We start from the raw sequence: 23,560 nt of genomic DNA on the forward strand, positions 1-23,560 counted from the left end.
TTATGCTCCGCCCGTCACGCGGATCACTTCTTCAAGCGACGTCAGCCCCGAAGCGAGCCAGCGCTCCGCGTCCTCGCGCAGCGTGAGCATGCCTTGCGCGCGGCCTGCCGCGAGGATGTCCGCGTCGGACGCATTACGGTGAATCAGCGTGCGGATTTCGTCGTCGATCAGCAGCAGTTCATACACGCCGCGGCGGCCTGCATAACCGGACTGGCCGCATTTGTCGCAACCGACCGGATGCCAATGCACGCGACCGTCTTCTTCGACGCGCTTTTCGCGGCACACCGGACACAAACGCCGCACGAGCCGCTGCGCCAGCACACCTAGCAGCGACGACGCGAGCAGATACGGCTCGACACCCATGTCGGTCAAACGCGTGACGGCGGACGCGGCGTCGTTGGTATGCAGCGTAGCCAGCACGAGGTGGCCGGTGAGCGAAGCCTGCACCGCGATCTGCGCAGTTTCGAGGTCGCGGATTTCCCCGATCATGATGATGTCCGGATCCTGACGCAGAATCGAGCGCAGCGCGCGCGCGAAGTTCATGCCGATCCGCTCGTTCACCTGGGTCTGGCCGATGCCTGCCAGGTCGTATTCGATCGGGTCTTCCACCGTCATGATGTTGGTGGTCGCCGTTTCGAGCCGCGACATCGACGCGTATAGCGTGGTCGTCTTGCCCGAGCCGGTTGGGCCCGTTACCAGCACGATGCCGTGCGGCCTGCCGATCAGCTTGTCGAACTTGCCGAGCGTGTCGGCTCCCATGCCGAGCGCTTCGAGATTCAGGCGCGTCGCGTCCTTTTCGAGCAAACGAAGCACCGCGCGTTCGCCGTGGCCAGTCGGCAGAGTCGACACACGCACGTCCACCGGACGCCCGCCCACGCGCAGCGTGATACGGCCGTCTTGTGGCAGACGTTTCTCGGCGATATCGAGCTGCGCCATGATCTTGATCCGCGAGATCAGCGCGCCATGCAACGCTTTCTTCGGACGGACGACGTCGCGCAACGTACCGTCGACGCGAAAACGCACCACCGACGACGTTTCGAACGGCTCGATGTGAATGTCCGACGCCTGTTCGCGCGCCGCCTGCGTGAGCAGCGCATTGATCATGCGGATGATCGGTGCGTCGTCTTCGGATTCCAGCAGGTCTTCCACCTCGGGAATGTCCTGCATGAGGCGAGACAGATCCACTTCGCCTTCCACTTCACCGACCACCTGTGCCGCGCTGCCGTCCTGGCGCGCATAGGCCTGGTTGATCGCCTGCGCGAGTTCGTCGGCGGGAATACGCACCACGGACACCGCGCCGAAATTGCGCGCCACTTCGGCGAGCGCGGCTTCACTCGTACGCTCGCTGATCCACACTTCGAGGCTGTCGGCGTGCTGATGCGCGACCAGAATCTGGCCGCTGCGCGCGAAGCCATAGGGCACGAGCCTCGCGGCGATCGCCGACGGCGCCGCGCGCTCCGCATGATCGGCGTGCTCTATCATTGCCGCCGATGCAACTCCGGCGGCCCGCGACGATGCCGGCGACGTTGAGGCTGACGGCGGCATGGACGGCGTATTCACGGCTGAACTCCTGGCGATGCGGTGGACGGCGCAACCGGCACTGGGTTGCTCTGCACGGCGCCGTTCACCGCGGGGGCGGCGGGCGCTGTGTAGGGCGTGCCGTTATTCGGCTGCGGCGCGGACGAACGTGGCTGAGGCGGCTGCATCTGCTGACGGCGCATCTGGTCGAGATCGAACAGATTCAACGGCGATCCGCCCTGGCTCGGGCCGACGGGCATCGGCGGAACCACCGGGTCGTCCTTGTCCTTCATCAGGTTGTTGTCCTGCCGGTAGGCGCCCTGCACACCTTGAATATAGTCGTAACGGTTGGACGTGACAGCCTGCGCGGTGTCGCGATCGCTAATGATCACGGGGCGCAGAAACACCATCAGGTTCGTCTTGTTGCGGTTCTTCTGCTCCGAGCGGAACAGCTGGCCGATCCACGGAATGTCGCCAAGCAGCGGCACCTTGCTGTTGCTGACCTGGTAGTTATCCTGCATGAGACCGCCGAGCACGATGATTTCACCGTTGTCCGCGAGCACCGTCGACTGGATCGAGCGCTTCGTGAACTGCGGGCCGGCCGGGTTCGTCGTCGCGTTGGTCGTGCCGTTCACGATCGCCGAGTCTTCCGTGTAGAGCTGCAGCTTGAGGATGCCGCCGTCGGTGATCTGCGGTTTGACGTGCAGCGTCAGGCCCACGTCGACGCGGTCGTACGTGTTGAAGGCCGAGCTTGCACTTCCGCTCGTCAGGTTCGAATACGAACCTGTCTGGATAGGTATGTTCGTGCCGACGACGATCTTCGCTTCTTCGTTGTCGAGCGTGATCAGGTTAGGTGTGGACAGCACGTTCGCGTCGGCGGTCTGCGAGAGCGCCTGCAGCAATGCGCCGAGACCCTGCACGCCGAAAATGTTGTGAAGCCAGCCGATGTTCAAACCCTGCTGCACGCCTTGCGTGGCCAGCGCCGTGGCGAGACCGCCTGTGGCTCCGGCCGCCGCGGCGCCCGCGGTCAGGTTGATGATGCTGTTGCTCGAACCGGTTGCTAGGTTGGTGCCCGCGAAAAGCGAATTGTTCGCGACCTGCCACTGAATGCCGAGATTACCGCTCGTGTTCGAATTCAGTTCCACGATCAGCGCTTCGATATAGACCTGCGCGCGGCGCGCGTCGAGCTGATCGATCACCGTGCGCAGATTGCGGTACACAGGTTCCGACGCGGTGATGATCAGCGAGTTGGTCGCGGCGTCCGCCTGGATCATGCCGCCCGGCTGATTGTCGTCGTTCTTGTCCTTGTCGCCACCGAGCAGCCCGCCCGCAGCATTGCCGCTGTTCGAGCCATAACCGCCCGCACCGGAGCCGCCCATCGGCGAGGACATGGAACTGCTGTTGAGCCCGCCCGAGGGCAGCGGCGGAGTGCCGGAGGTGCCCGTCGAATTGTTGCCGCCGAGCCCACCGCCGGTGTTCTGATTGAACGCGTTCGCCTCGTTCGTTCCTCCCGACGAGCCGCTTTCGCCGCCTTTGCCCAGCATGCCGCGCAAGGTCTTCGCGAGCTTGGTCGCCTCGGCGTTGCGCAACGGCACGACGTGCATGTTGCCTGGCATGCTGGTGGGCGCGTCGAGTTCGCGCGCGAGCGTTCTCGCGGCGGCAAGACGCGCGCCGTTCGACGCGCGGATCAGCAGCGAGTTAGTGCGCGGGTCGGCGGTAATCGACACTTTGAGCGTCGCGTCCGTGCTGCCGATCGCGCCCGGGTCGAGCATCTTGTTCAGTTGCGCGGCAATGTCGAGCGCGTTGGCGTTTTTCAGTTGCACGACCGACACCGACTGGCCGGCCGCCGTATCGACGCCGGCAATGATCTGCGCGATGCGCCGCACGTTGTCCGCGTAGTCCGTCACGACAATCGTGTTGTTGGCGGGGTAAGCGGCCACCGTGTTGTTCGGCGAAATCAGCGGGCGCAGCACCGGCAACAGATTGTTGGCCGACTCGTTTTTCAGCACGAATACCTGCGTGACGACCTGGTCGCCTCGCGCAGTCGGCGCGTTGCCGACGTAGGTCGGCACGCCCTGCAATTTGGCGTCGGCTTCGGGTACGACTTTCAGTACGCCGTGGTCTTGTACCAGCGCGAAGCCTTGCATGCGCAGCGCGGATTGCAGCGTCTTCAGCGCCTGGTCCTCGGGCACCGCGTTTTCCGACACGAGATTCAACTGACCTTTGACACGCGGGTCGACGATGATCGTCTTGCCGGTCGCAGCGCCTATCGCCTTGGCCACCTGGTCGATGTCGGCGTTGACGAAGTTGAGGGTCACCTGTGCGTCCGCCGTCTGCGCAGTGATCAGTCCAGCCACCAGCAACGCCGTTGCGACGCGACGCAAAGCCATACGATTTCTTCTCATGGAATGTAATGTCGATGCCGGCAGCTCGAGCCGCCGGCGGTCATGCAGCGCGGACATGGGAGCAGAGCGCCGGTCTGTCGGTCTGCTGGCGGGCCAGGTGGGCGGAATCCCGCCCTAAAATGCTGGCCATCCAATGTCCGAAAAAAGTGAACAGTAACAGTTTTTCATGTCGGATTTGTCACAAATGGAAAGGCGCCGAGAGTTTCCTCCAGCATCCGCCCGCTTCGTCGGGACATTGAAAGGCAACCGATACGCACTGAAAACCGCGCCGGAACTTCGTGTTCCGCGCTCTTATGTCTGTTAGCCAACTTGACGGGTATCGGCCTGCCGGTATCATACGAGCCGTTCGAGCCGCCGGTTCGCTGTTGCCAACGCGGGTTTTCCCCGATGTTGCGCCAACGCCCGACCACAGTGCGGTTTCCGGCTTCCTGCGTCTGAACAATGGCCGACGCAATGCATTACGAAGCCTTACCCTTGCGGTTTTGCCAAGTCAGCTTGACCGATGAATCGATCCCTCGTTACCGCCCTGGCAGGAATTACCTTGTTGGCATTAGCCGGGCCGGCGCGCGCCGATTGTTTCGACGAGGCAGCGAAATATCAGAAGGTCAATCCGCTGATTCTGCGCGCGATCGCGTGGCAGGAGTCGCACAACCGGCCGGACGCGCAGCACAAGAATGCGAATGGTTCGACCGACTACGGCGTCATGCAGATCAACTCGATTCACTTGCCCACGCTTGCTCAATACGGCATCTCGCAGGGCACGCTGATGGAGCCGTGCAAGAACGTCTATATCGCGGCCTGGCATCTGCGCCGTCAGATGAACAAGTACGGCAATACGTGGCAAGCGATCGGCGCGTATCACTCGGAGACGCCCTCGTTGCGCGACAAGTACGCGCAACAGATCGCCGCGATTCTGCGCAAGTGGAACCTGATGCCGGCTGCGCGCTGATCAGCACGTTGATTGGGTTGTGACTCGCCCTCGTAGCGGCACGCTGATTGGCCCATTGACTGCCCGTTGATCCGCCCGCAGAGCGACCCGTTCCGTAGCCGGCTGGCGGCCAACGTCCGCTTACCTCCCACGATTTGATGCACAATGCGGCTTCGTGCTGCCGCCGGCGCTCGAGCGTCGATCCCGTTTCGACGCTCACGCAGCAATGCTGCGCCCGGCAAGCCCTCCAATTTCCAGCTTTCCCGTACTGCGATGAACCAGCCGCCATTGCCCGTCACCGTGCTCTCCGGTTTTCTGGGCGCCGGCAAGACCACGCTCCTGAACCACATCCTCGCGAATCGCGCCGGCTTGCGGGTCGCCGTGATCGTCAACGATCTGGCCGCCGTCAATATCGACGCGACGCTGGTACGAGACGCCGCCGCGCTTTCGCATAGCGAAGAGAAGCTGGTCGAATTGTCGAATGGCTGCATCTGCTGCACGCTGCGCGACGATCTGCTGGTCGAGATCAAACGCCTCGCCGCGGAAAAACGCTTCGACGCGATTCTGATCGAGTCGACCGGCGTGGCCGAGCCCATGCCGATCGCTGAAACATTCACGTTCGTCGACGACGACGGCGCGTCGCTATCCGACGTCGCGCGGCTCGATACGATGGTGACGGTGGTCGACGCGTTCAACTTCCTGCGCGATTACGGCTCCGCAGATGCGCTTGCCGAACGGGGCATTGCCGCCACCGAAGAGGACGACCGCACGCTGGTCGAGTTGCTGGTCGAGCAAATTGAATTCTGCGACGTGCTCGTGGTGAACAAGGCCGATCTGGTCAGCGCCGACGAACTCACGCGTCTGCAACGCATCCTCGCGCGAATCAACCCGCGGGCGGTGCAGGTGGTGAGCCGCTTCGGCGCCGTGCCGCTCGATCAGGTGCTGAACACGGGCCGCTTTGATTTCGACGAGGCGTCGAGCACGCCTGGCTGGCTTGCCGTGCTCAACAGCGATGAACACGAGCACGCGCACGGGCATAGCCATCACAGTGAAGCCGACGAGTTCGGCATCGGCAATTTCGTTTATCGCGCGCGTCGTCCGTTTCATCCGGAACGCCTGTGGGCGCTGCTGCATGAGGAGTGGAAGGGCGTGTTGCGCAGCAAAGGCTTTTTCTGGCTCGCGACGCGTAACGACATCGCCGGTTCGCTGTCTCAGGCGGGCGGCGCCTGCCGGCACGGTCCTGCGGGCATGTGGTGGGCGGCTCAGGACCGCACCGAATGGCCCGAAGCCGACGACGAACTGGCCGCTGAAATTGCCGCCGACTGGTATGGCGCGCCGGACGACCTAAGCATCGGCGACCGTCGGCAGGAACTGGTGATGATCGGCGTGGGCATCGACCCGGCGCTGTGGTCCGCGAAATTCGACGCGTGCCTTCTCACCGACGCCGAGTACGCCTTGGGACCGCAAGGCTGGCAGCAGTTCGCCGACCCGTTCCCAGCGTGGGATTTCGACGAAGACGATCACGATCACCACGGCCATGACCATGACCATGACCACGACCACGACCACGGTCACGGCGAGATCACGCATCGCCACGACTGAGCGGCCTTTCGTATTAGCGTGAAAGCCGCGATCCGGGTCGCGGCACAGCACCGCGCCCCGTCTCGCGCAACCTTCGCCGGCGGAGCGCAGACGAAAAAAAACCCGCCGTTGGCGGGTGTCAACTGCCTGGCAGTAATCTGCTTAGCGCTTGTTGACTGCGTCTTTGAACGCCTTGCCAGCCGTGAACTTGACGGTCTTTGCGGCCGGAATCTTGATGGTTTCGCCCGTCTTCGGATTGCGACCCGTACGCGCTGCGCGCTTGCCCGAACCAAAGCTGCCGAAGCCGATCAACTGGACCGCGTCACCCTTCGACACAGACTTCTTGATCACTTCAAGCAACGTGTCCAGCGTTTCACCGGTTTGAGCCTTGCTGGCGCCCGTCTGTCCTGCGACGGCGTCGATCAGTTCCTGTTTGTTCATTAAGGTTCCTTTCTGAGTTTAGGTTGACACGAACAGCGCGAACGCGCCGATTATACGTGCGCGCGCCACGCCGTTAAGCAGCTACGGCTCCGGAGCCCCTCCGGATCGAAAGCGCCGGACAGCAAGTGTCCGTCGGCCGTGCTGCCGCTCCTCTCGCGGCGCTTGCTATGATAGCGCAGCGCAAACCCAATCAGGACAAGGGTTTCGAAGAATTACGCGGTTTTAGAACAGATACAGCAAGGAAACGGTACTTTTTGCGTATCCGGGCACGCCGCGAGCGCCGAAACCCAGCACGGACGGGGCTTTGACGTTGGTTTTTGCCAACGCTCAGCGCGTCTTCTTCGCCGCCCGGCGAGCCGCGCGCCGGCGGTAACGTTCGACCCGCTCGTCGCGGGCGTCATTTTGCGTCACGCATGACCGATCCGCTAATCCCCGCCGTCCTCTCGTTCCGGGACAACGGCACACCGTTTTCGCCCCTCTACGACGATATCTATCACAGCGCCGTCGGCGGCCTGGAGCAGGCCGACCATGTGTTTCTGCGCGGGAATGCGCTGCCCGAACGCTGGCAAGGGCGGCGAATTTTCACCGTGCTGGAAACGGGCTTTGGCATGGGCATCAACTTCCTGGTGACGTGGGCTGCGTGGCGCGCAGATCCGTCGCGTTGCGAGCGACTCCATTTCGTATCCACCGAAAAACATCCGTTCACGCTCGCCGATCTGCGTCGGGCTTACGCCGCAACCATCGGCGATCCGGCGATAGCGGCGCTCGCGCAATCGCTCGCAGACGAATGGCCGATGCTCGTGCCAGGCACGCATCGAATCGAGTTCGAAGATGGACGCGTGGTCCTCACACTAGTCTTCGGCGATGCTCAGCAAAGCTTGCAGACCCTGCGCTTGCGCGCCGACGCGTTCTACCTGGACGGCTTCGCGCCGGCGAAAAACCCCGAACTGTGGACGCCCGCCGTCTTCAAGTCGCTGGCGCGGGTCGCGGGCGAAGGCGCGACTTTCTCCACGTATAGCAGCGCCGGCGACATCAAGCGCGCGCTAACCCAGTGCGGCTTCGAGTATCGCAAGGTCGAAGGGTTTGGCTGGAAGCGGGCAATGCTAGTCGGCCACTTCGCGCCGCGATGGCGCGTTCGCCGTCATGAACCGCCGTCGCCGGTCGGACCACTCGCGCCCGGCGAGCGGCATGCGGTCGTGATCGGCGCCGGTCTGGCGGGATGCTCGGTGATCGAGCGGCTCGCCGCTCGCGGCTGGCGCGTGACGTCGCTGGAACGGCACGCGTCGGTTGCGCAAGACGCGTCGGGCAATCCGGCCGGCGTGTTCCATCCGATGATTTCGCGCGACGACAGCGTCGCTTCGCGTGTCACACGCGCCGGCTTTCTGTATGCGCTCAGGCGCTGGGCAGCGCTCGAACGGCTCGGTTACGCGCCGTCACGCGGGGCGCCAGGCTTGCTGCAGATTGCCGAAAACGACGACGAAGCGCGCTCCATGAGCGAAGCCATCGCGGCGTTGCGCTACCCGCCGGAATTCGTCACGCCGGTCTCCGCCGCGGATGCGCAAAAGCTCGCCGGCGTGCCGCTCGCGCGGGGCGGCTGGTTGTTTCCGCAAGGCGGCTGGATCGACCCGGCATCGCTTTGTGCCGCGCAGTGTGCCGCGGCGGGCGATCTGCTCGAACGGCGCTTTGGCGTGGATGTCGGACGCGTCGAGCGTTTGGGTAGCCAGTGGAGCGTGTTCGATACCAGCGGTAAAGAGCTGGCGCGCGCGCCGGTTGTCATCGTCGCCGGGGCACACGATGCGGCTCGCATCGCCGGGTTGCAGCATGCGCCGACTCGCAGCATACGCGGGCAACTCACTTTGCTGCCCGCGGGCTCGGCGCCCTCGCTCGGATTGCCGGTGATCGGCGACGGCTACGCGATACCGCTGCTCAACGGCGTCACGCTAACAGGCGCCACATATGAACTCGACGACGCCGATACATCGCTTCGGCCCGGCGGTCATCTGGAAAATATCGAGCGCGTTGCGCAGATGATGCCCGCGTTCGCAGATATTGCCGCGAGTGCCGATCCCGCAGCGCCTGCCGGCCGAGTCGCATTTCGCTGCGTGACGAGCGACCGCATGCCGATGATCGGCAACGTCGCCGATGAAGCGCTCGCCACGCGCGACGCCGAGCGTTTGCGCGGCGCATGGCCGCTCGATTTGCCGCGCATGGAAGGCCTGTATAGCGCGTTCGCTTATGGCTCGCGTGGTCTCGTGTGGGCGGCACTTGGCGCGGAACTGATCGCCTCGCAGATAGAAGGCGAGCCTTGGCCACTGGAGCGTGACCTCGCTGAAGACATCGACCCCGCGCGCTTTCTGTTGCGCGGGTTGCGGCAGGGAAGCGTCGCCAGTTAACGGTTGTCTGCATGCGTCGTCTGAGTGCGGCCGGTTATCCACCGCAAATTGTGGATAACCGCATTGTTTACCTGCGCAACTCGTGTGGAACCGTTGTGGATGTAAACGGGGTAACTCGACCGCCGTCGAAATCCGCGAAAAGTTACCCTCGTATACGCGCTGCCATCGCACACGCTGTGCTTGCCGTTATGAACTTTGCAAGACGCTGATTTACTTCGGCAAACATCGGTTATCCACAGAATCCAGTGCAGCTTGTTAACTGTTACTACGTATACATACAGTAAACACGTAAACAGCAAGGCCCGAGCTGATTCACGCGTTGACGCCCGCATCAAACCCTCCCGGCGCGGTGTGCGACTCTGTCTAATCACTGTCCTGAAAAACACATGCCGACGGCGCAAACTTCGTCGGCAAGCGTCGCAACACCGCCGGCGATGAGTCCAGAGTGAGCAGGAAAAACGGTCGCTTTTTCCACACGTCGGCAAGATAAAGTATGTTTTTACCGTTTTGCCTGCATGTTGGCGTCTTTTCGGTTAAAGCTGAAAAAGCTATGGCACAATCGCCGTTCTTTTCCGCGTGGCGCCTGCTCTCGCAGTACCCGCAGCAACGGAACGGTGCCGTTCAATCAGACTCTGATTCAACGTCGACGGCGTTCTTTCACCGTGCCGTGCTGGTTGCTACGGCCGCACCCCTGAATGCGCCGGCTCCCTGCGACCGCGGCGCGTTCGAATCATCTGCTCGTTGAAAAACTCGCAACGCGGATCACGCGAATCGTTTGCGAAAGTGGGCGCCTTGTGCGCGCACCCGCTTGCCGGTGTTCGCGCCGGCTTGCGCCTGTTCGTGTCATCTGCCGTTGCTCCAAAGGAGAACCCATAACGATGAATTCGGCGTTTTCATTTTTCCCCGCCTGGCCGCTCGCACCCGACGCCATTTTCTGGGCGGGGCTCGCATTGCTTGCCGCGGGTTTATGCGGCGAACTCTGTTATCGCGCGTGGCGTTTGCCGCGTATTTCCGGATATGCGGTCATCGGTCTGATTGCCGGCGCGGCGGGATCCGGTGTGATCGACGCCGAATCGGCCAAGGCCGCGCGACCGTTGCTCGATGTCGCGCTCGGCTTGCTGCTGTTCGAACTGGGGAGCCGGCTCGATTTGCGTTGGATCCGCCGTAACCCGTGGCTCGTCATGTCGAGCGTCGCCGAAGCGACGTTGACTTTCGCACTGGTTTTGCCGGTGCTGCTCTTCCTGAATGTGCCGTTAATGGTCGCGACCGTGCTCGCTGCGATCGCCATGGCGACGTCGCCTGCAATGGTGATTCAGCTCAAGACCGAGCTGCGCGCGGAAGGTCAGGTCACGCAGCGTTTGCTGACGCTCACTGCGTTGAACAGCATGTATGCGGTGGTAATCGAAAAACTGGTATCGAGCTGGTTGCATCAGGAAGCCTACGGCAACGTCTTTGCGACAATCCTTCAGCCGCTTTATCTGCTTGCCGGCTCGCTGGTGCTCGCCTATCTGCTCGCGCGCACCTGTACGTTCTTTTATCGCCGGATGAACATGCAGGACGAGCATTCGTTCGTCGCGCTGTTCGGACTCGTGCTGCTCGCGATTGCGGTCGCGCATCTGTTCAAGCTGTCGACGATTCTCGCGCTGCTTGCCGCCGGCATTATTGTGAAAAATCTGGAGGCGCGGCCGCAATTGTGGCCTCAGCATTTCGGCACCGCAGGGTGGCTTCTCACCGTGATTCTGTTCGTGCTGACGCTCACGTCGTTCGAGTGGAAAGACATTGCGCTCGGCGGTGTTGCCGCGCTGGGCCTGATTGTTGCGCGTCTTGTCGCGAAACTTGTCGGCGTGCTGGCCTTTGCGAAGCCGAGCGGTCTGAACTGGAAGCAGGGCATGGCGCTCGGTCTGTCGTTGTCGCCGATGTCGGCACTGGCCTATTTGCTGGTCGACGACACGTACAACCTTTATCCGAACTTCGATCCGCAACTCCGGGCGATTGTCATGTGTTCGATCGTCGTGCTGCAAATCCTCGGGCCATGGCTCGTGTATCGCAGCCTCGCGCTGGTCGCCGAACGGCGCGAAGAATAAGCGTTTAGCGCTTTCGGCCGCGCATTAATCCACATATTCGCTCAAATAAACGGCTGGGCATCTGACAACTGCCCGGCCGACCTCACTCAGGGGACGCTATGTCACTCGAACCCTTCATCGATTCGAAGCCGTTTACTTTCGGTGTCGAACTCGAGATGCAGATCGTCAATACGCATGACTATGATCTGACCAAAGCCGGCTCGGATCTGCTGCGCCTCGTCAAGGATCAGAAGATCCCCGGCAACATCACGCCGGAAATCACCGAGAGCATGATCGAGCTGTCCACCGGCATTTGCACGACGCACGAACAGGCGCTTGCCGATCTGCGCAAGATCCGCGACACGCTCGTTTCGGCAGCCGATCATCTGAACGTCGGCCTATGCGGCGGCGGCACGCACGCTTTCCAGCAATGGAGCGAGCGGCAGATCGTGGATACGCCGCGTTTTCAATATCTTTCGGAGCTGTACGGCTATCTGGCCAAGCAGTTCACGGTGTTCGGCCAGCACGTGCACATTGGCTGCCCCGATCCGGACAGCGCGCTGTTCCTTCTGCATTCCATGTCACGCTTCATCCCGCACTTCATTGCGTTGTCGGCATCGTCGCCGTTCGTGCAGGGCGTGGACACCGGCTTTCATTCGGCACGCCTGAATTCCGTGTTCGCTTTTCCGCTCTCGGGCCGCGCGCCGTTCGTGCTGACATGGGACAGTTTCGAGGAATACTTCTCGAAGATGGTCCATACCGGCGTCGTCAACAGCATGAAAGATTTTTACTGGGACATCCGGCCGAAGCCCGGCTTCGGCACCATCGAAGTACGTGTGATGGATACGCCGCTGTCGGTGGATCGCGCGGCGGCAATTGCGTGCTACATCCAGACGCTCGCGCGCCATCTGTTGCTCGACAAGCCGATCACTCCGCACGAAGACGATTACCTCGTCTACACGTTCAACCGTTTCGAAGCATGCCGCTTCGGACTTGCTGGCACTTGTATCAATCCGCAAACCGGCGAACGCAAGACGATTGCCGAAGACATTCTCGAAACGCTCGATCTGATCGCACCGCACGGCGAGGCGTTGGCCTCGGGCCACGCACTGGCCGAGATCGGCACGATTGCACGCGGCCAGGTCAACGACGCAACGTGGCTCAGAGGCGTGGTCGAAGAGGAAAAGTCGCTGCATGAGGCGGTTCGCCAGCAGTGTCTGAAGTGGCGAGCATAACGAGGCGCGGGGCGCGCTTCGTATTCAAACGTAAGAAACCCGCCGTCGGCGGGTTTTTTTTCGTAATTAAATTTTCCAGTTCGGGGCCCTTAAGGTTTTTCGAATTTGTACGTATACATACGTAGTAGTAGTTAACAAGCATTGCCACGGGCTGTGGACAACTGAATAATTCCCTGCAAAGTCAAGGCGCTGCGTAAACCATAAGTAGGCCGTTGAGCAGTGCGCGGGCGGCGGTAAACGAGGACAACTTAAGACCGGTAAACTTGCAGCAGACGCTTATCAAGAATCGGCGCACATGTATTCCCCCATGTTGTCCCATGGTTATCCACAACTTGCATGGGATAACTTAGCTGTACGATTCGCCGCTCTCGCATAGAATGTCGTCTTAACTGCTTTGGCTTGCAAGGCGGTGAATTTTTGAGATAGTCGAATCCGTCTCGTCCTGTTTTGGGCGGGGCTACCCCACACAGGCTACGGGCGTTCCCGGCGAATAAGGCCGGCACCGCACAAAAGCTGTAAATAAACGAATCGAAGATTATGAGCGAAGGCGTATACGGAGAACAGGCAACCGGGCGAGTCACCCACAGTCTCTTGCGACTGAGCACGGCCATGCGAAGCCAGGCTTGGGAGTGGGCGGAGGGCGCGGGTCTCACACCCACGCAGGGCGAAATCCTGGTTCTGTTGATGCAGCGGAAGGGCCCGATGCGGCTCGGAGAAATCGCGCGTGAAACGGCGTTGACCGCCGCTACCACGAGCGACGCCGTCAGCACGCTTGAAACCAAGGGGCTTGTCGAAAAGCGCCGCGCGCTCGACGACGGCCGCGCGCTCGCCGTCCGCCTGACCGCTCGTGGCCGCACAGCCGCCAAGCGCGCTGCGCAATGGCCGGACTTCCTGGCCAAAGCAGTCGGCACCTTGCGCGACGACGAGCAAGCCATGTTCTACCGCACGCTGCTCAAGACGGTTCATCAACTGGAAGCGCAGGGCCACATTCCGCCCCACCGCATGTGCCTGAGCTGCACGCATTTCGAGCCCAGCAAGAATCCGAAGAAGACGCCGCATCACTGCGCGCTTCTCGATCTGAACATGGCGGACACGGACCTGCGTCTCGATTGCGCGGTGCATGAAACCGCTGACGCCGCTACGCAGAAGAAGACCTGGAAGATCTTCGCCCAATAAGGCGGCTGCTTTCCTGACAATCCGCTACACTGCAAAGCCGGTTCCGGCAGGCGGCCTTCGCCGCCCGCCCAGCCGTTCGGCGCCGCGTAGCGGCAGGTCTCCAGTCAACCGCGAAGTGAGAGGCTGATGAATCAGGAAGTTCTGGCCATTCGCCACGTGTACTTCGAAGATCTGGGCAGTCTCGAACTGGTGCTCGGCGAGCGTGGGCGTCCGGTCCGTTATCTCGACGTCGGCTTTGCGCGCATTGAAGCGCCGAATCCCGTCTCGCCATCGTTGATGGTGGTGCTCGGTGGCCCGATCAGCGCCACCGACGACGCGCTTTATCCTACCCTCGTGCCGCTGCTCTCGATGATCGAAAAACGCATCGAGGCGGGGCTGCCTACACTCGGCATCTGTCTGGGCGCGCAATTGATCGCGCGTGCGCTTGGGGCGCGGGTCTATCCCGCGGGTCATGTCGAACTGGGCTGGGAGCCGCTTACGCTGACCGACGCCGGGCGCGCATCGCCGGTGCGTCACCTCGATGGCGCGCAGACATCCATGCTGCATTGGCATGGCGATACCTTCGATCTGCCCGCCAACGCCACGCGTCTTGCATCCACGAGCGCGTGCGAAAACCAGGCGTTTGCATGGGGCGACCATGTGCTCGCGTTGCAATGTCATCCCGAGATTCGCGCTGACCGCTTCGAGCCGTGGCTGATCGGCAACGCCGGTGAGCTCGTCGGCCATGGAATCGACGCACGCCAGTTGCGCGCGGAGACTGCGCAATTCGGTCCGGCTCTGGAAGCCGCCGCTTGCCGCATGTTCGGCGAATGGCTGGATCAGGTGGAACGTAAGCCCTGAGCGGGAGCAGATCTCGGGATTGAAGCTGGCGCCGCGTTGCCATGTCCGAGCGGTGGCTCGAGCGTCCCGTTTGTCTGAGCGCCTGAACACGATCGGCAGTCGCAACGCCGACTCTTATCGACACCTCGCTGCCTGCAGCAAACGACCTGCGGTGCTATGCTCGTTCGCTCTCGGGTTTTAACTGGGCGGTGATCCATGAGCGCGCTATTTTCTCCACTCACGCTGCGTAGCGTGACGCTTCCGAATCGCATCGTCGTGTCGCCGATGTGCCAGTATTCCGCCGAACGCGGCGAGGCTACCGCGTGGCACATGATCCACCTTGGCAGTCTTGCGTTATCCGGTGCCGGCATGTTGTGCATCGAAGCGACGGCCGTCGAGCCGGACGGCCGCATTACGCCGGCGGATCTCGGTCTATGGGACGACGCCACCGAAGCTGCGCTCAAGCCGGTGCTCGCCGCGATTCGCAAGCATTCGCATATCAACGTGACGATGCAGCTCTCGCATGCGGGGCGCAAGGCTTCGAGCCAGGCGCCGTGGGAAGGCGGTCAGCTGATTCCCGTATCGCAAGGCGGCTGGTTGCCGCACGCACCTTCGGCGTTGCCGCACAAGGCTGGCGAAGAGCCGCCGCTGGCGCTCGACACGCCGGGGCTCAACCGCATTCGTGAAGCCTTCGCGGCATCGGCCCGCCGCGCGGCGCGCCTCGGTATCGACGCACTGGAAGTGCATGCCGCTCACGGCTACCTGTTGCATCAGTTTCTGTCGCCGCTCGCGAACCAACGTGACGACGACTACGGCGGTTCGCTCGAAAACCGCATGCGCTTTCCGCTTGAAATCTTCGACATCGTGCGCGCATCGTTTCCCGCCGACAAACCAGTCGGCGTGCGCGTGTCCGCGACGGATTGGGTCGAAGGCGGCTGGTCGCTCGAAGACACGATCGCGTTTGCGCAGGAGTTGAAAAAGCGCGGCTGCGACTGGATCGACGTGTCGTCCGGAGGCGTGTCGCCATTGCAGAAGATCCCGCTTGAACCCGGCTATCAGATTCCGTTCGCGAAGGCCGTCAAAAAAGCGACGGGCCTCACGACCATCGGCGTCGGACTCATCACAGATCCGCTTCATGCCGAGCAACTGATCGAAGAGGGCGACGCCGATCTGATCGCGCTGGCCCGTGCGCTGCTGTATAACCCGCGCTGGCCGTGGCACGCCGCGGCACAACTTGGTGCGACGGTTGAAGCGCCTCCGCAGTACTGGCGTTCGCAACCGCGCGAGCAAAAGGCGCTGTTTGGCGAGATTTCGTTCGGACAAAGATGAAGCCGCCGATCGCCATGACGCGGGCATAACGCGGGCGATACGAGGGCATAACGAGCGGATAACGAGGGCATGACGCGGCCACACGTTTTTGACGGTTGAACGAAGCCGTCTTCAGCGTGTAGGATGCCGGATGTGGCGCATGAGCGTCGCAAGTCGACGCGGCGCTCGCAGGGCGCCGCGTTTGCTATCAGCGCCAGAAAAAATCAGCGCGTCAGACGCGGGCGTTTTCCGACGGCTGCCGGACTTCATCCCCAGTTCTTCACAAGGATTCATTCAATGAGTTCACGCAGGATCGCCGTGCGTCGTTCAGGTGTGCACGGCAAAGGCGTGTTTGCGCTCGAACCGATTGCGGCCGGTGAGCGGCTAATCGAATACAAGGGCGAGCGGATTTCCTGGAAAGAAGCGTTGCGCCGTCATCCGCATAATCCTGACGAACCGAACCACACGTTCTACTTCGCGCTCGACAGCGGCAAGGTGATCGACGGCAAGGTGAACGGCAACAGCGCGCGCTGGATCAACCACTCGTGCGCGCCGAACTGCGAAGCCGAAGAGATCGACGGTCACGTGTATGTGCACGCACTGCGCGACATCGCCGAGGGCGAGGAGATTTTCTACGATTACGGCCTCGTGATCGACGCGCGTCAGACCAAGAAGCTCAAGAAGGAATACGAATGCCGTTGCGGCTCGCGCAAATGCCGCGGCACGATGCTCGCACCGCCCGAGAAAGAGAAGGGCGCGGCCAAAACGGCCAAGTCTGCTAAATCGGCTAAATCAACGAAGGTGGCGAAGAAGGCCAAAAAGAAGTAGCGCCCGAGTTGCCCCGTTCGTCATGCGAATGACGGCGAGGCAACCCGTTCAGCAGACACACAGTTACATATCGACCGGCGCTGAATGCGCCGGTTTTTTTTCGTGGCGCTGCACGTCGTCTTTCTGCCCAGCCGGAACGGCGGCATGCACGAGCGGGATACGCACGATGAAACGCGCTCCGCCTTCCGATGCGTCTTCGTAATGCACGCTGCCGTGATGTAACGCCATGATGTCGTGAACGATCGCGAGGCCGAGACCGGCGCCGCCGTCCACACCGTTATCGCTCTGGCCGTCGCCGCGGAAGAACCGCTTGAAGAGATCCGCTTGCTGCGTGTGAGGCACGCCCGCGCCATTGTCTTCGACGACGATTTCGGCCATGCGGACGTCGTCGATCACAGTCTGCGAGACCGTGACCGTGATGCGCCCGCCATCGAAGCGCGACGGCGGCACATACTTCAGTGCGTTATCCAGCAGGTTCGCGATTACTTCGTGAAGCAGAACCGGATTGCCGCGCGCGATCAGCGGATGGTCGTTGGTCGGGTCGTCGAGCCGTTGAAAACCCAGGTCGATGTGCGAGGTCAATGCGCGAGGCACCCATTCCGCGCCGGTATCGAACGCGAGCGCGGCCATATCCACGTTCACAAAACGTGCAGCCTGCTCGGCCGGCTCCGCGCGCGCAAGAGACAGCAGCTGATTCGACAGACGCACCGCGCGGTCGGCCGCCGCACGCAATTCGCGCACCGCTGCAAGCGTTTGCCGAGGATCTCGGGCGGTGGCTGCCTGCTCCGCATGCAACTTGACGGCGGTGAGCGGCGTGCGCAACTGATGCGCGGCATCGGCGATAAATTTGCGTTGGCCGTCGAGCGCGGTTTTAAGCCGGTCAAGCAGCGCGTTCACAGCGCCAGTCAGTGGCCGGATTTCGACGGGCACATAGGTTTCGTCCACCGGTTCTAGCGACGTGTGAGTTTGCCGGTTCAGCGAATCTGCGAGATCGGTTAGCGGATTGAGCTGCTGATTGACCACTCGCCAGACGATCACCCAGCCGGCAAGCAGCAACAACAGCAGCGGCATCATGATGGCGACGAGGAATTCGGCCGCGATACGAAAACGGTGGTGCACCGGCTGCCCGACTTCGACGACGATCGGATTGCCGACCGGCTGATCGACCCGCACTTGCGCGACGCGGACGGTGACGCCCTGGTGCTGGGTTTCGAACACATACGCGTAATGCATGCGCCGAACGCTCGTGCCTTGCAGTGGAAGGCTCTTATCGCCCGCGATTTCGGTTTCGCCATTGCTGATCCGGTAGACGAGATGCTCGACCGGATCCGAGAACATAGCCTGCGCGAGCGGCGGCACGGTGATCGGCGCTTCGGGGCCCGCGATCTGGATCTGCTTGGAGATTGCGGTCGCGAGGTCGGCGAGCGAGCGGTCGACCACGTGCTGCGTGTACTGCCACGCGAGCCAGTAGGCGATCAGGCCGCTCATGAGCGCGAGCAGCGAAAGAGGAGCAGCTAGGCGCCGCAGCAGCGTGCGGCGCAGACTATTGGCGGCCGGCTGGGGCATGATCGAACGCGCGGGAAGAGTGCAGGCGCAACGCGCCGTGAAGTTTCGCCGGATGCCGGCGAATCGCGCAAGCAATGCGCTGCGCCGGCCCGGCGCCGTCGGGCCGCAATCGGATTGCGGCCTTCACGACGATTATGCGGCCTGGCGGATTTCCTGCAACAGATAACCGAAGCCGCGCACCGTGACGATTTCGACACGGCAGTTCTCGAGCTTTTTGCGCACACGGTGCACATAGACCTCGATTGCGGTGTCGCCGAGATCGCCGCCGAAATGCGTGAGGTGATCTTGTAGTTGCGCCTTGCTGACCACGCGGCCGTGGCGCAGCAGCAGCATTTCGAGCACGGCGAATTCGCGCGGCGACAGTTCGAGCGGCTTGTCGTCGTTGAAAATGCGGCGATCGACGCCGGACAAACGCACGCCGCCCAGCGACACTTCCGGACGCGGCATGTCGCCGTGCGGGCCGCTACGACGCATTACCGCGCGAATACGCGCTTCGAGTTCGGTGGGCTCGAACGGCTTCAGCATGTAGTCGTCGGCGCCGGAATTGAGGCCTTGCACACGGTCGTTCAGTTCGTCACGCGCGGTGAGAATGATCACCGGAGTGTGGCGATTGCTCTGACGGAAGCGCGAAAGCAGCGTCATACCGTCGATGCCCGGCAAGCCGAGGTCGAGAATCACCAGTTCGTGCCGGTTTTGCGTGAGGGCCTGTTCGGCGAAAATGCCGTCGTGGACCATGTCGACGGTGAAGCCGGCTTGTTCGAGACTGCTTTGGATGCCGCGCGCGATGGGACGGTCATCTTCGATCAGAAGGAGTCGCATGGATTTCGCTCAAGTACAATGGGTTTAGGCGTTTGGGCAAGCGGTTCGCCGGGGCGCCTGCTGCACAGATCTGCTACACGGACCGCGTGTGGTGCGGCTGTGCCTAACTGGCGTAACCGGCCACGAAGCAGTCGTCGAGCAGCCTGCCGGCGCACACCGGTAATCGAAGCCATGTCCGAGATAAGCATTCACGAACTGGAAGCCGCGATCAACTTCTGGCGCGCCCGCTCACCTTCGAGCGGAGACGAACTCGTTCTGTGCAAGGAGGCAAGCGCGCTCTCCAAGCCGTATGCGCTCCTGATTGTACAGCGTCAGAACACGCTCACGCGTGATGGTTTGGACGCGTTTGCGCAGCAAGCGTGGGATTCTTACGTGCGCCTTAAGAATAGCCTGTAGAACTGAAGGTTTGAGCCCCGCGTCGCCTGCAAAGCCCTTTCAATACGACGAATTCTTTAACACGCGGTAATACAGTCGATGAAATTCCCTACATGCTAGAACTCGATCACTTCGATCTTGCACTCCTCGACGTACTGCAGCGCTTCGGGCGCGCAACGCATCAGCAACTGGCGGAACAGGTGCCGCTGTCGCCGTCGCAAATCGGACGGCGATTGCAGCGGCTGGAACAGATCGGTGTGGTGGACGGTTATCGGGTGGTGTTGCGGCCCGAGAAACTGGGCCTTGGCGTGACGGCTTTTACGAGCCTGAAGCTCAAGCATCATGGCGATTCGATCATCGAGCAGTTCCAGCAGCAGATCGACACCTTGCCCGAAGTGCTGGAATGCCATGCGGTGGTAGGCGACGCCGACTATCTGCTGCGTATCGTCGCGCCCGACCTGAACTACCTGTCCACCTTCGTGATGAAGAAGCTGATGCGCGTGCCCGGCGTCGACAGCGTGCGCTCGAACATCGTACTCACCACGTTCAAGCGCAACGGGCCATTGCCGCTTGGCCATCTGTCGCCGGGAACGGCCGCCGCCTGACGCACGCACGGTGGCCGCGCGTGCGGTTTATGCGACTTGCTTCGGCGCGCTGTCCGGGCTCAGCAAATCGACGTAGGCGACCGCAACCAGATCCGATTCCGGAACGCCGAGGCTCGCGAACATTGCGTGCGCTTCGGCCTGACCGTCTTCTTCATTGTCGTCTTGCGCGAGCACCACTTCGAGTTCCACGAAATCGCCGAGACCGTCGACGCGATCCAGATGAATGCGCGTGCGCCCTGCCAGATACACGTGCCGCTCCTTGGTCACGATGCCGCGCGTTGTCAGCGCAGTGGCAAGCAGCGCGTGCATGGCTTCGGGGTTCGTCACAGGACTGCGGGTGTAATACGACGCCTTGGGCCCGTCGCGGTCGTCACGCTGATAGAAGATCAGTTCGGCGGGCGTGCCGTCGTCGAACTGGCGCAGCTTGAGGCGGCCGCGCGGCACGTCGTAGAAAAAATCCTGCTGGCGGAAGATCAAAGGCGTGTCCGGCGCGAGCTGCGCCGCGCGTTCGCGCAGTTGCTCGAAATGCTGCGCGCGGGCTTTTATTTCGATGTTGCGTGCCATGTCAGGCTCCTGTCGAAGAATTGAGTGGTCGGCGGCTTGTGCTGTGAGCGGCGCCAAGCCGCCGGGAAGGACAGAGTCGGTTGGAACGAAAGGGGTGAGGGCGGGTGCCAACGGCGTGCGCGCGTGAGAGAACCGTCAATCTAACAAAAACTGCGTGACGCCGCGGTTTAAGCCCGCCATGATCCGGCGGAATTCGCGCGAACGCTGTCATGAGGACCGCTCATATCGCAGCCGCAAAGCGTTCAGCCAGTCCATTGCTGTTCGATGAGCTTGAGCGCGGCGGCTATCGCCGGCTCGTCCTTACGTTCGTCGAGCGTGATGAAGCTCAGTTGCGTGGGCACGGTAATGCCTTCGACGATGGTCAACGCGTGCGCGTGAGCCTCGGCGATCGCAATCGCATCGCGCGCGAGCGTCAGGCCCACGCCGGATTTGACGAGATCCAGCATCGACGGCTCCTGATCCACTTCCGCGACCTTCACCGGTTTCACGCCGGCCTCCCCAAAAGCGCGGGACAGCAAGCGGTTGTGTGCGGAAGCGGGCGGCGTCCAGATCCACGGAAAGGCGGCGAGCGAGCGCCAGTCGCGCGCGCCTTTCACGCGGTCTCTCCAGCCGGCGGGCGCCAGCACGCGGTACTGGAACTGCGTGAGCGTCAATGTGTGGAAGGCGGGCCCATCGCGCGCATCGTCTTCGGAAGGCACGCCAATGTAGTAGCCGACGTCCAGTTCGCCTGCGCGGACCTGATCGAGCACCCAGCCCGACATGCCGTGCCGCAAAGCAGTTTCGATGTGCGGCCACGTCTCCACCAGTTGCTTGAGGAAACCCCCGAGGCGCAGAAATTCGGGGTCGAGAATCGTGCCGATGCGCAAGCGTCCGCGCACTTCCTGGCGCAGCGATTGCGCCGCTCGTTGCACGTCGCCCGCCGCGGCCAGCGCACGCTCGGCGTGCGGCAGAAGCGCCTGGCCGTCGCGGGTCAACGAGAGTCCATGCGAGGTCCGCGTGAACAGCGTCACGCCCAGCGTCTCCTGCAAATGCTTGATTTGCAGGCTAACGGCGGGCTGGGTCAAATGCAGTTGCACCGCAGCACGCGTGAGGTTGCCCTCGCGTGCAACCGTGACGAACGCGCGTAGCAGAGTCAGATCCATCCACTGATATTAACGCCGCTTATGGTCCAGTTGAGCATTACTCATTGGATTTCGCGGGGCGAAGCGCCTTACGCTGGCGTTTGAGCACGCCAGCGTCTTGGCGGAAGAGTCTCAGCAGCCATCTATGAATGGCCTACCACCGAGAGGACAGAACATGAGCGAGACATATCAGGAAGAAGGCGTCCGCGCGGACGCCGGCACACGCGCGCTAACCCATTTCATCAACGGCAAGGCGATTGACGGAACGAGCGGCCGTTTCGGCGACGTCTTCAATCCCGCACTGGGCAACGTCGCCGCCCGTGTGCCGCTCGCAAGTGTCGCCGAAGTGGATGCCGCTGTGGCGGCCGCTTACGCCGCGTTTCCCGCCTGGAGCGAGACCGCGCCGATCAAGCGGGCGCGGGTGCTGTTCAAGTTCAAGGAATTGCTGGACCGCCATCACGACGAACTCGCGGAACTGATCACGCGCGAACACGGCAAGGTGTTCTCAGACGCGAAGGGCGAGGTGATGCGCGGCATTGAAGTGGTCGAGTTCGCATGCGGCATTCCGAATCTGTTGAAGACGGACTTCACGGACCAGATCGGCGGTGGCATCGACAACTGGAACCTGCGTCAACCGCTCGGTGTAGTCGCCGGCATTACGCCATTCAATTTTCCGATGATGGTGCCATGCTGGATGTTCCCGGTCGCGATAGCTTGCGGCAACACGTTCGTGCTGAAACCTTCGGAGCGCGATCCGTCGGCGTCGAACCGTCTCGCGGAACTATTGAAGGAGGCCGGCTTGCCGGACGGCGTGTTCAACGTCGTGCACGGCGACAAGGTCGCGGTCGATGCACTGCTCGTGCATCCCGACGTAAGCGCTGTTTCGTTTGTCGGCTCCACGCCGATCGCCGAGTACATCCACACGGAAGGCACGAAGCACGGCAAGCGCGTGCAGGCATTGGGCGGCGCCAAGAATCACCTCGTCGTCATGCCGGATGCCGATCTCGACCAGGCCGTCGACGCTTTGATCGGTGCTGCATACGGATCGGCGGGCGAGCGCTGCATGGCGATTTCCGTCGCCGTTGCGGTGGGTCATATCGCGGATGAACTGATTGAGCGGCTCACGCCTCGCGTAGAAAGCCTGAAGATTATGAACGGCATGGAATCGGCTGCCGAAATGGGACCGTTGGTGACCGCCGTGCATCGTGAGAAAGTGGTCGGCTATATCGAAGCGGGCATCGCGGAGGGCGCGAAGCTCGTGGTCGATGGTCGCGGTCATCGAGTGGACGGTCACGAGAAAGGCTTCTTTCTCGGCGGTACGCTGTTCGACGATGTATCGACTGATATGAAGATCTATCGCGAGGAGATTTTCGGACCAGTGTTATGCGTGGTACGCGTGCCGGACTTTGCGTCTGCGGTGGAATTGATCAACGCCAACGACTTTGCCAACGGCGTGTCGCTCTTCACGTCGGATGGCGGCATTGCGCGCGCCTTCTCCCGGCAGATTCAGATCGGCATGGTCGGCATCAATGTGCCGATTCCCGTGCCGATGGCGTGGCATTCTTTCGGAGGATGGAAGAAGTCGCTATTCGGCGATCACCACGCATACGGCGAGGAAGGCGTGCGGTTCTACACACGCTATAAGAGCATCATGCAGCGCTGGCCTGACAGTATCGCGAAGGGTGCTGAGTTCACCATGCCGGTTGCAAAGTAGTTGGAGATGTTGGCCTTCGGCAGCGGCGATCCTGTCGCGCCGAAGGCATCGATAAAAACCGGTCCCACATAGGCCGGGAAAAATGATTAGGAGACGGAACA

Annotated in this window: 19 protein-coding genes; 12 read left to right on the top strand and 7 right to left on the bottom strand. The window is 62.1% G+C overall.

The features are described from left to right. Together gspE and gspD are read right to left on the bottom strand one after the other, a co-directional pair. Positions 1 to 1,560 (bottom strand): type II secretion system ATPase GspE, encoded by a 1,560-nt coding sequence (gene gspE, locus SB753_RS21335; RefSeq protein WP_410801695.1) that lies wholly within the window; start codon positions 1,558 to 1,560, stop codon positions 1 to 3. Then, a complete protein-coding gene (gspD, locus tag SB753_RS21340; RefSeq protein WP_020067389.1) occupies positions 1,557 to 3,908 on the bottom strand; it encodes a type II secretion system secretin GspD in 2,352 nt (783 codons plus the stop codon). The genes gspE and gspD overlap by 4 nt, the downstream gene beginning before the upstream one ends. A gap of 517 nt (positions 3,909 to 4,425) precedes the next feature. Between gspD and SB753_RS21345 the strand changes: the two genes are divergently transcribed. Both SB753_RS21345 and SB753_RS21350 read left to right on the top strand, forming a co-directional pair. After that, positions 4,426 to 4,872 (top strand): lytic transglycosylase domain-containing protein, encoded by a 447-nt coding sequence (locus SB753_RS21345; RefSeq protein ID WP_087752400.1) that lies wholly within the window; start codon positions 4,426 to 4,428, stop codon positions 4,870 to 4,872. A gap of 252 nt (positions 4,873 to 5,124) precedes the next feature. Further along, positions 5,125 to 6,453 carry a GTP-binding protein gene (locus SB753_RS21350; protein ID WP_410801696.1) on the top strand — a complete coding sequence of 443 codons (1,329 nt, stop codon included), beginning with the start codon at positions 5,125 to 5,127 and terminating at the stop codon, positions 6,451 to 6,453. A 141-nt stretch (positions 6,454 to 6,594) separates the two neighbouring features. On the opposite strand, the gene SB753_RS21355 is transcribed toward SB753_RS21350, so the two are convergent. After that, a complete protein-coding gene (locus tag SB753_RS21355; protein ID WP_006050811.1) occupies positions 6,595 to 6,873 on the bottom strand; it encodes an HU family DNA-binding protein in 279 nt (92 codons plus the stop codon). Between the two features lie 413 nt (positions 6,874 to 7,286). Here SB753_RS21355 and mnmC point away from each other — a divergent pair, with 413 nt between their 5' ends. From mnmC to SB753_RS21390, 7 genes are all read left to right on the top strand, one after another. Next, positions 7,287 to 9,266: a bifunctional tRNA (5-methylaminomethyl-2-thiouridine)(34)-methyltransferase MnmD/FAD-dependent 5-carboxymethylaminomethyl-2-thiouridine(34) oxidoreductase MnmC gene (gene mnmC / locus SB753_RS21360; protein ID WP_410801698.1), complete on the top strand. Its 1,980-nt coding sequence runs from the start codon at positions 7,287 to 7,289 to the stop codon at positions 9,264 to 9,266. A gap of 878 nt (positions 9,267 to 10,144) precedes the next feature. Next, positions 10,145 to 11,350, top strand: a complete 1,206-nt coding sequence (locus SB753_RS21365; protein ID WP_020067394.1) for a cation:proton antiporter — start codon at positions 10,145 to 10,147, stop codon at positions 11,348 to 11,350. A 98-nt stretch (positions 11,351 to 11,448) separates the two neighbouring features. After that, positions 11,449 to 12,564, top strand: a complete 1,116-nt coding sequence (locus SB753_RS21370; protein WP_020067395.1) for a YbdK family carboxylate-amine ligase — start codon at positions 11,449 to 11,451, stop codon at positions 12,562 to 12,564. A gap of 537 nt (positions 12,565 to 13,101) precedes the next feature. Next, positions 13,102 to 13,740 (top strand): MarR family winged helix-turn-helix transcriptional regulator, encoded by a 639-nt coding sequence (locus tag SB753_RS21375; RefSeq protein WP_027776893.1) that lies wholly within the window; start codon positions 13,102 to 13,104, stop codon positions 13,738 to 13,740. Positions 13,741 to 13,866: 126 nt separating this feature from the next. Beyond that, positions 13,867 to 14,580 carry a glutamine amidotransferase gene (locus tag SB753_RS21380; RefSeq protein WP_088176207.1) on the top strand — a complete coding sequence of 238 codons (714 nt, stop codon included), beginning with the start codon at positions 13,867 to 13,869 and terminating at the stop codon, positions 14,578 to 14,580. A gap of 195 nt (positions 14,581 to 14,775) precedes the next feature. Further along, positions 14,776 to 15,888: an NADH:flavin oxidoreductase/NADH oxidase gene (locus tag SB753_RS21385; protein ID WP_020067398.1), complete on the top strand. Its 1,113-nt coding sequence runs from the start codon at positions 14,776 to 14,778 to the stop codon at positions 15,886 to 15,888. 276 nt (positions 15,889 to 16,164) lie between these two features. Then, positions 16,165 to 16,695, top strand: a complete 531-nt coding sequence (locus tag SB753_RS21390; protein WP_027804522.1) for an SET domain-containing protein — start codon at positions 16,165 to 16,167, stop codon at positions 16,693 to 16,695. A 63-nt stretch (positions 16,696 to 16,758) separates the two neighbouring features. Here SB753_RS21390 and SB753_RS21395 read toward each other — a convergent pair whose 3' ends face one another. Together SB753_RS21395 and SB753_RS21400 are read right to left on the bottom strand one after the other, a co-directional pair. Then, the gene (locus SB753_RS21395) at positions 16,759 to 18,261 is read right to left on the bottom strand and encodes a sensor histidine kinase (RefSeq protein WP_020067400.1); all 1,503 of its coding nucleotides are present in this window, start codon (positions 18,259 to 18,261) and stop codon (positions 16,759 to 16,761) included. Positions 18,262 to 18,393: 132 nt separating this feature from the next. Further along, entirely contained in the window at positions 18,394 to 19,080 is a 687-nt protein-coding gene (locus tag SB753_RS21400) for a response regulator transcription factor (protein ID WP_013590077.1), read from the bottom strand. Positions 19,081 to 19,251: 171 nt separating this feature from the next. Here SB753_RS21400 and SB753_RS21405 point away from each other — a divergent pair, with 171 nt between their 5' ends. After that, on the top strand, positions 19,252 to 19,476 hold the full coding sequence (locus SB753_RS21405; RefSeq protein WP_020067401.1) for a DUF3717 domain-containing protein: 225 nt from the start codon (positions 19,252 to 19,254) through the stop codon (positions 19,474 to 19,476). 92 nt (positions 19,477 to 19,568) lie between these two features. Continuing rightward, positions 19,569 to 20,060, top strand: coding sequence for an Lrp/AsnC family transcriptional regulator (locus tag SB753_RS21410; RefSeq protein ID WP_020067402.1), 492 nt, complete (start codon positions 19,569 to 19,571; stop codon positions 20,058 to 20,060). 27 nt (positions 20,061 to 20,087) lie between these two features. Here the strand turns inward: SB753_RS21410 and SB753_RS21415 are convergent, their stop codons facing one another. Beyond that, positions 20,088 to 20,624 (bottom strand): class IV adenylate cyclase, encoded by a 537-nt coding sequence (locus tag SB753_RS21415; protein WP_027776899.1) that lies wholly within the window; start codon positions 20,622 to 20,624, stop codon positions 20,088 to 20,090. A gap of 242 nt (positions 20,625 to 20,866) precedes the next feature. Next, the gene (locus SB753_RS21420) at positions 20,867 to 21,766 is read right to left on the bottom strand and encodes a LysR family transcriptional regulator (protein WP_131316018.1); all 900 of its coding nucleotides are present in this window, start codon (positions 21,764 to 21,766) and stop codon (positions 20,867 to 20,869) included. Between the two features lie 154 nt (positions 21,767 to 21,920). On the opposite strand from SB753_RS21420, the gene SB753_RS21425 reads away from it, so the two are divergent. Beyond that, positions 21,921 to 23,459, top strand: coding sequence for a CoA-acylating methylmalonate-semialdehyde dehydrogenase (locus SB753_RS21425; protein WP_410801702.1), 1,539 nt, complete (start codon positions 21,921 to 21,923; stop codon positions 23,457 to 23,459). Positions 23,460 to 23,560 lie beyond the last annotated feature (101 nt).

It is taken from the genome of Paraburkholderia sp. SIMBA_053 (assembly GCF_046534895.1).
In the GTDB taxonomy this organism is placed as follows: domain Bacteria; phylum Pseudomonadota; class Gammaproteobacteria; order Burkholderiales; family Burkholderiaceae; genus Paraburkholderia; species Paraburkholderia caledonica.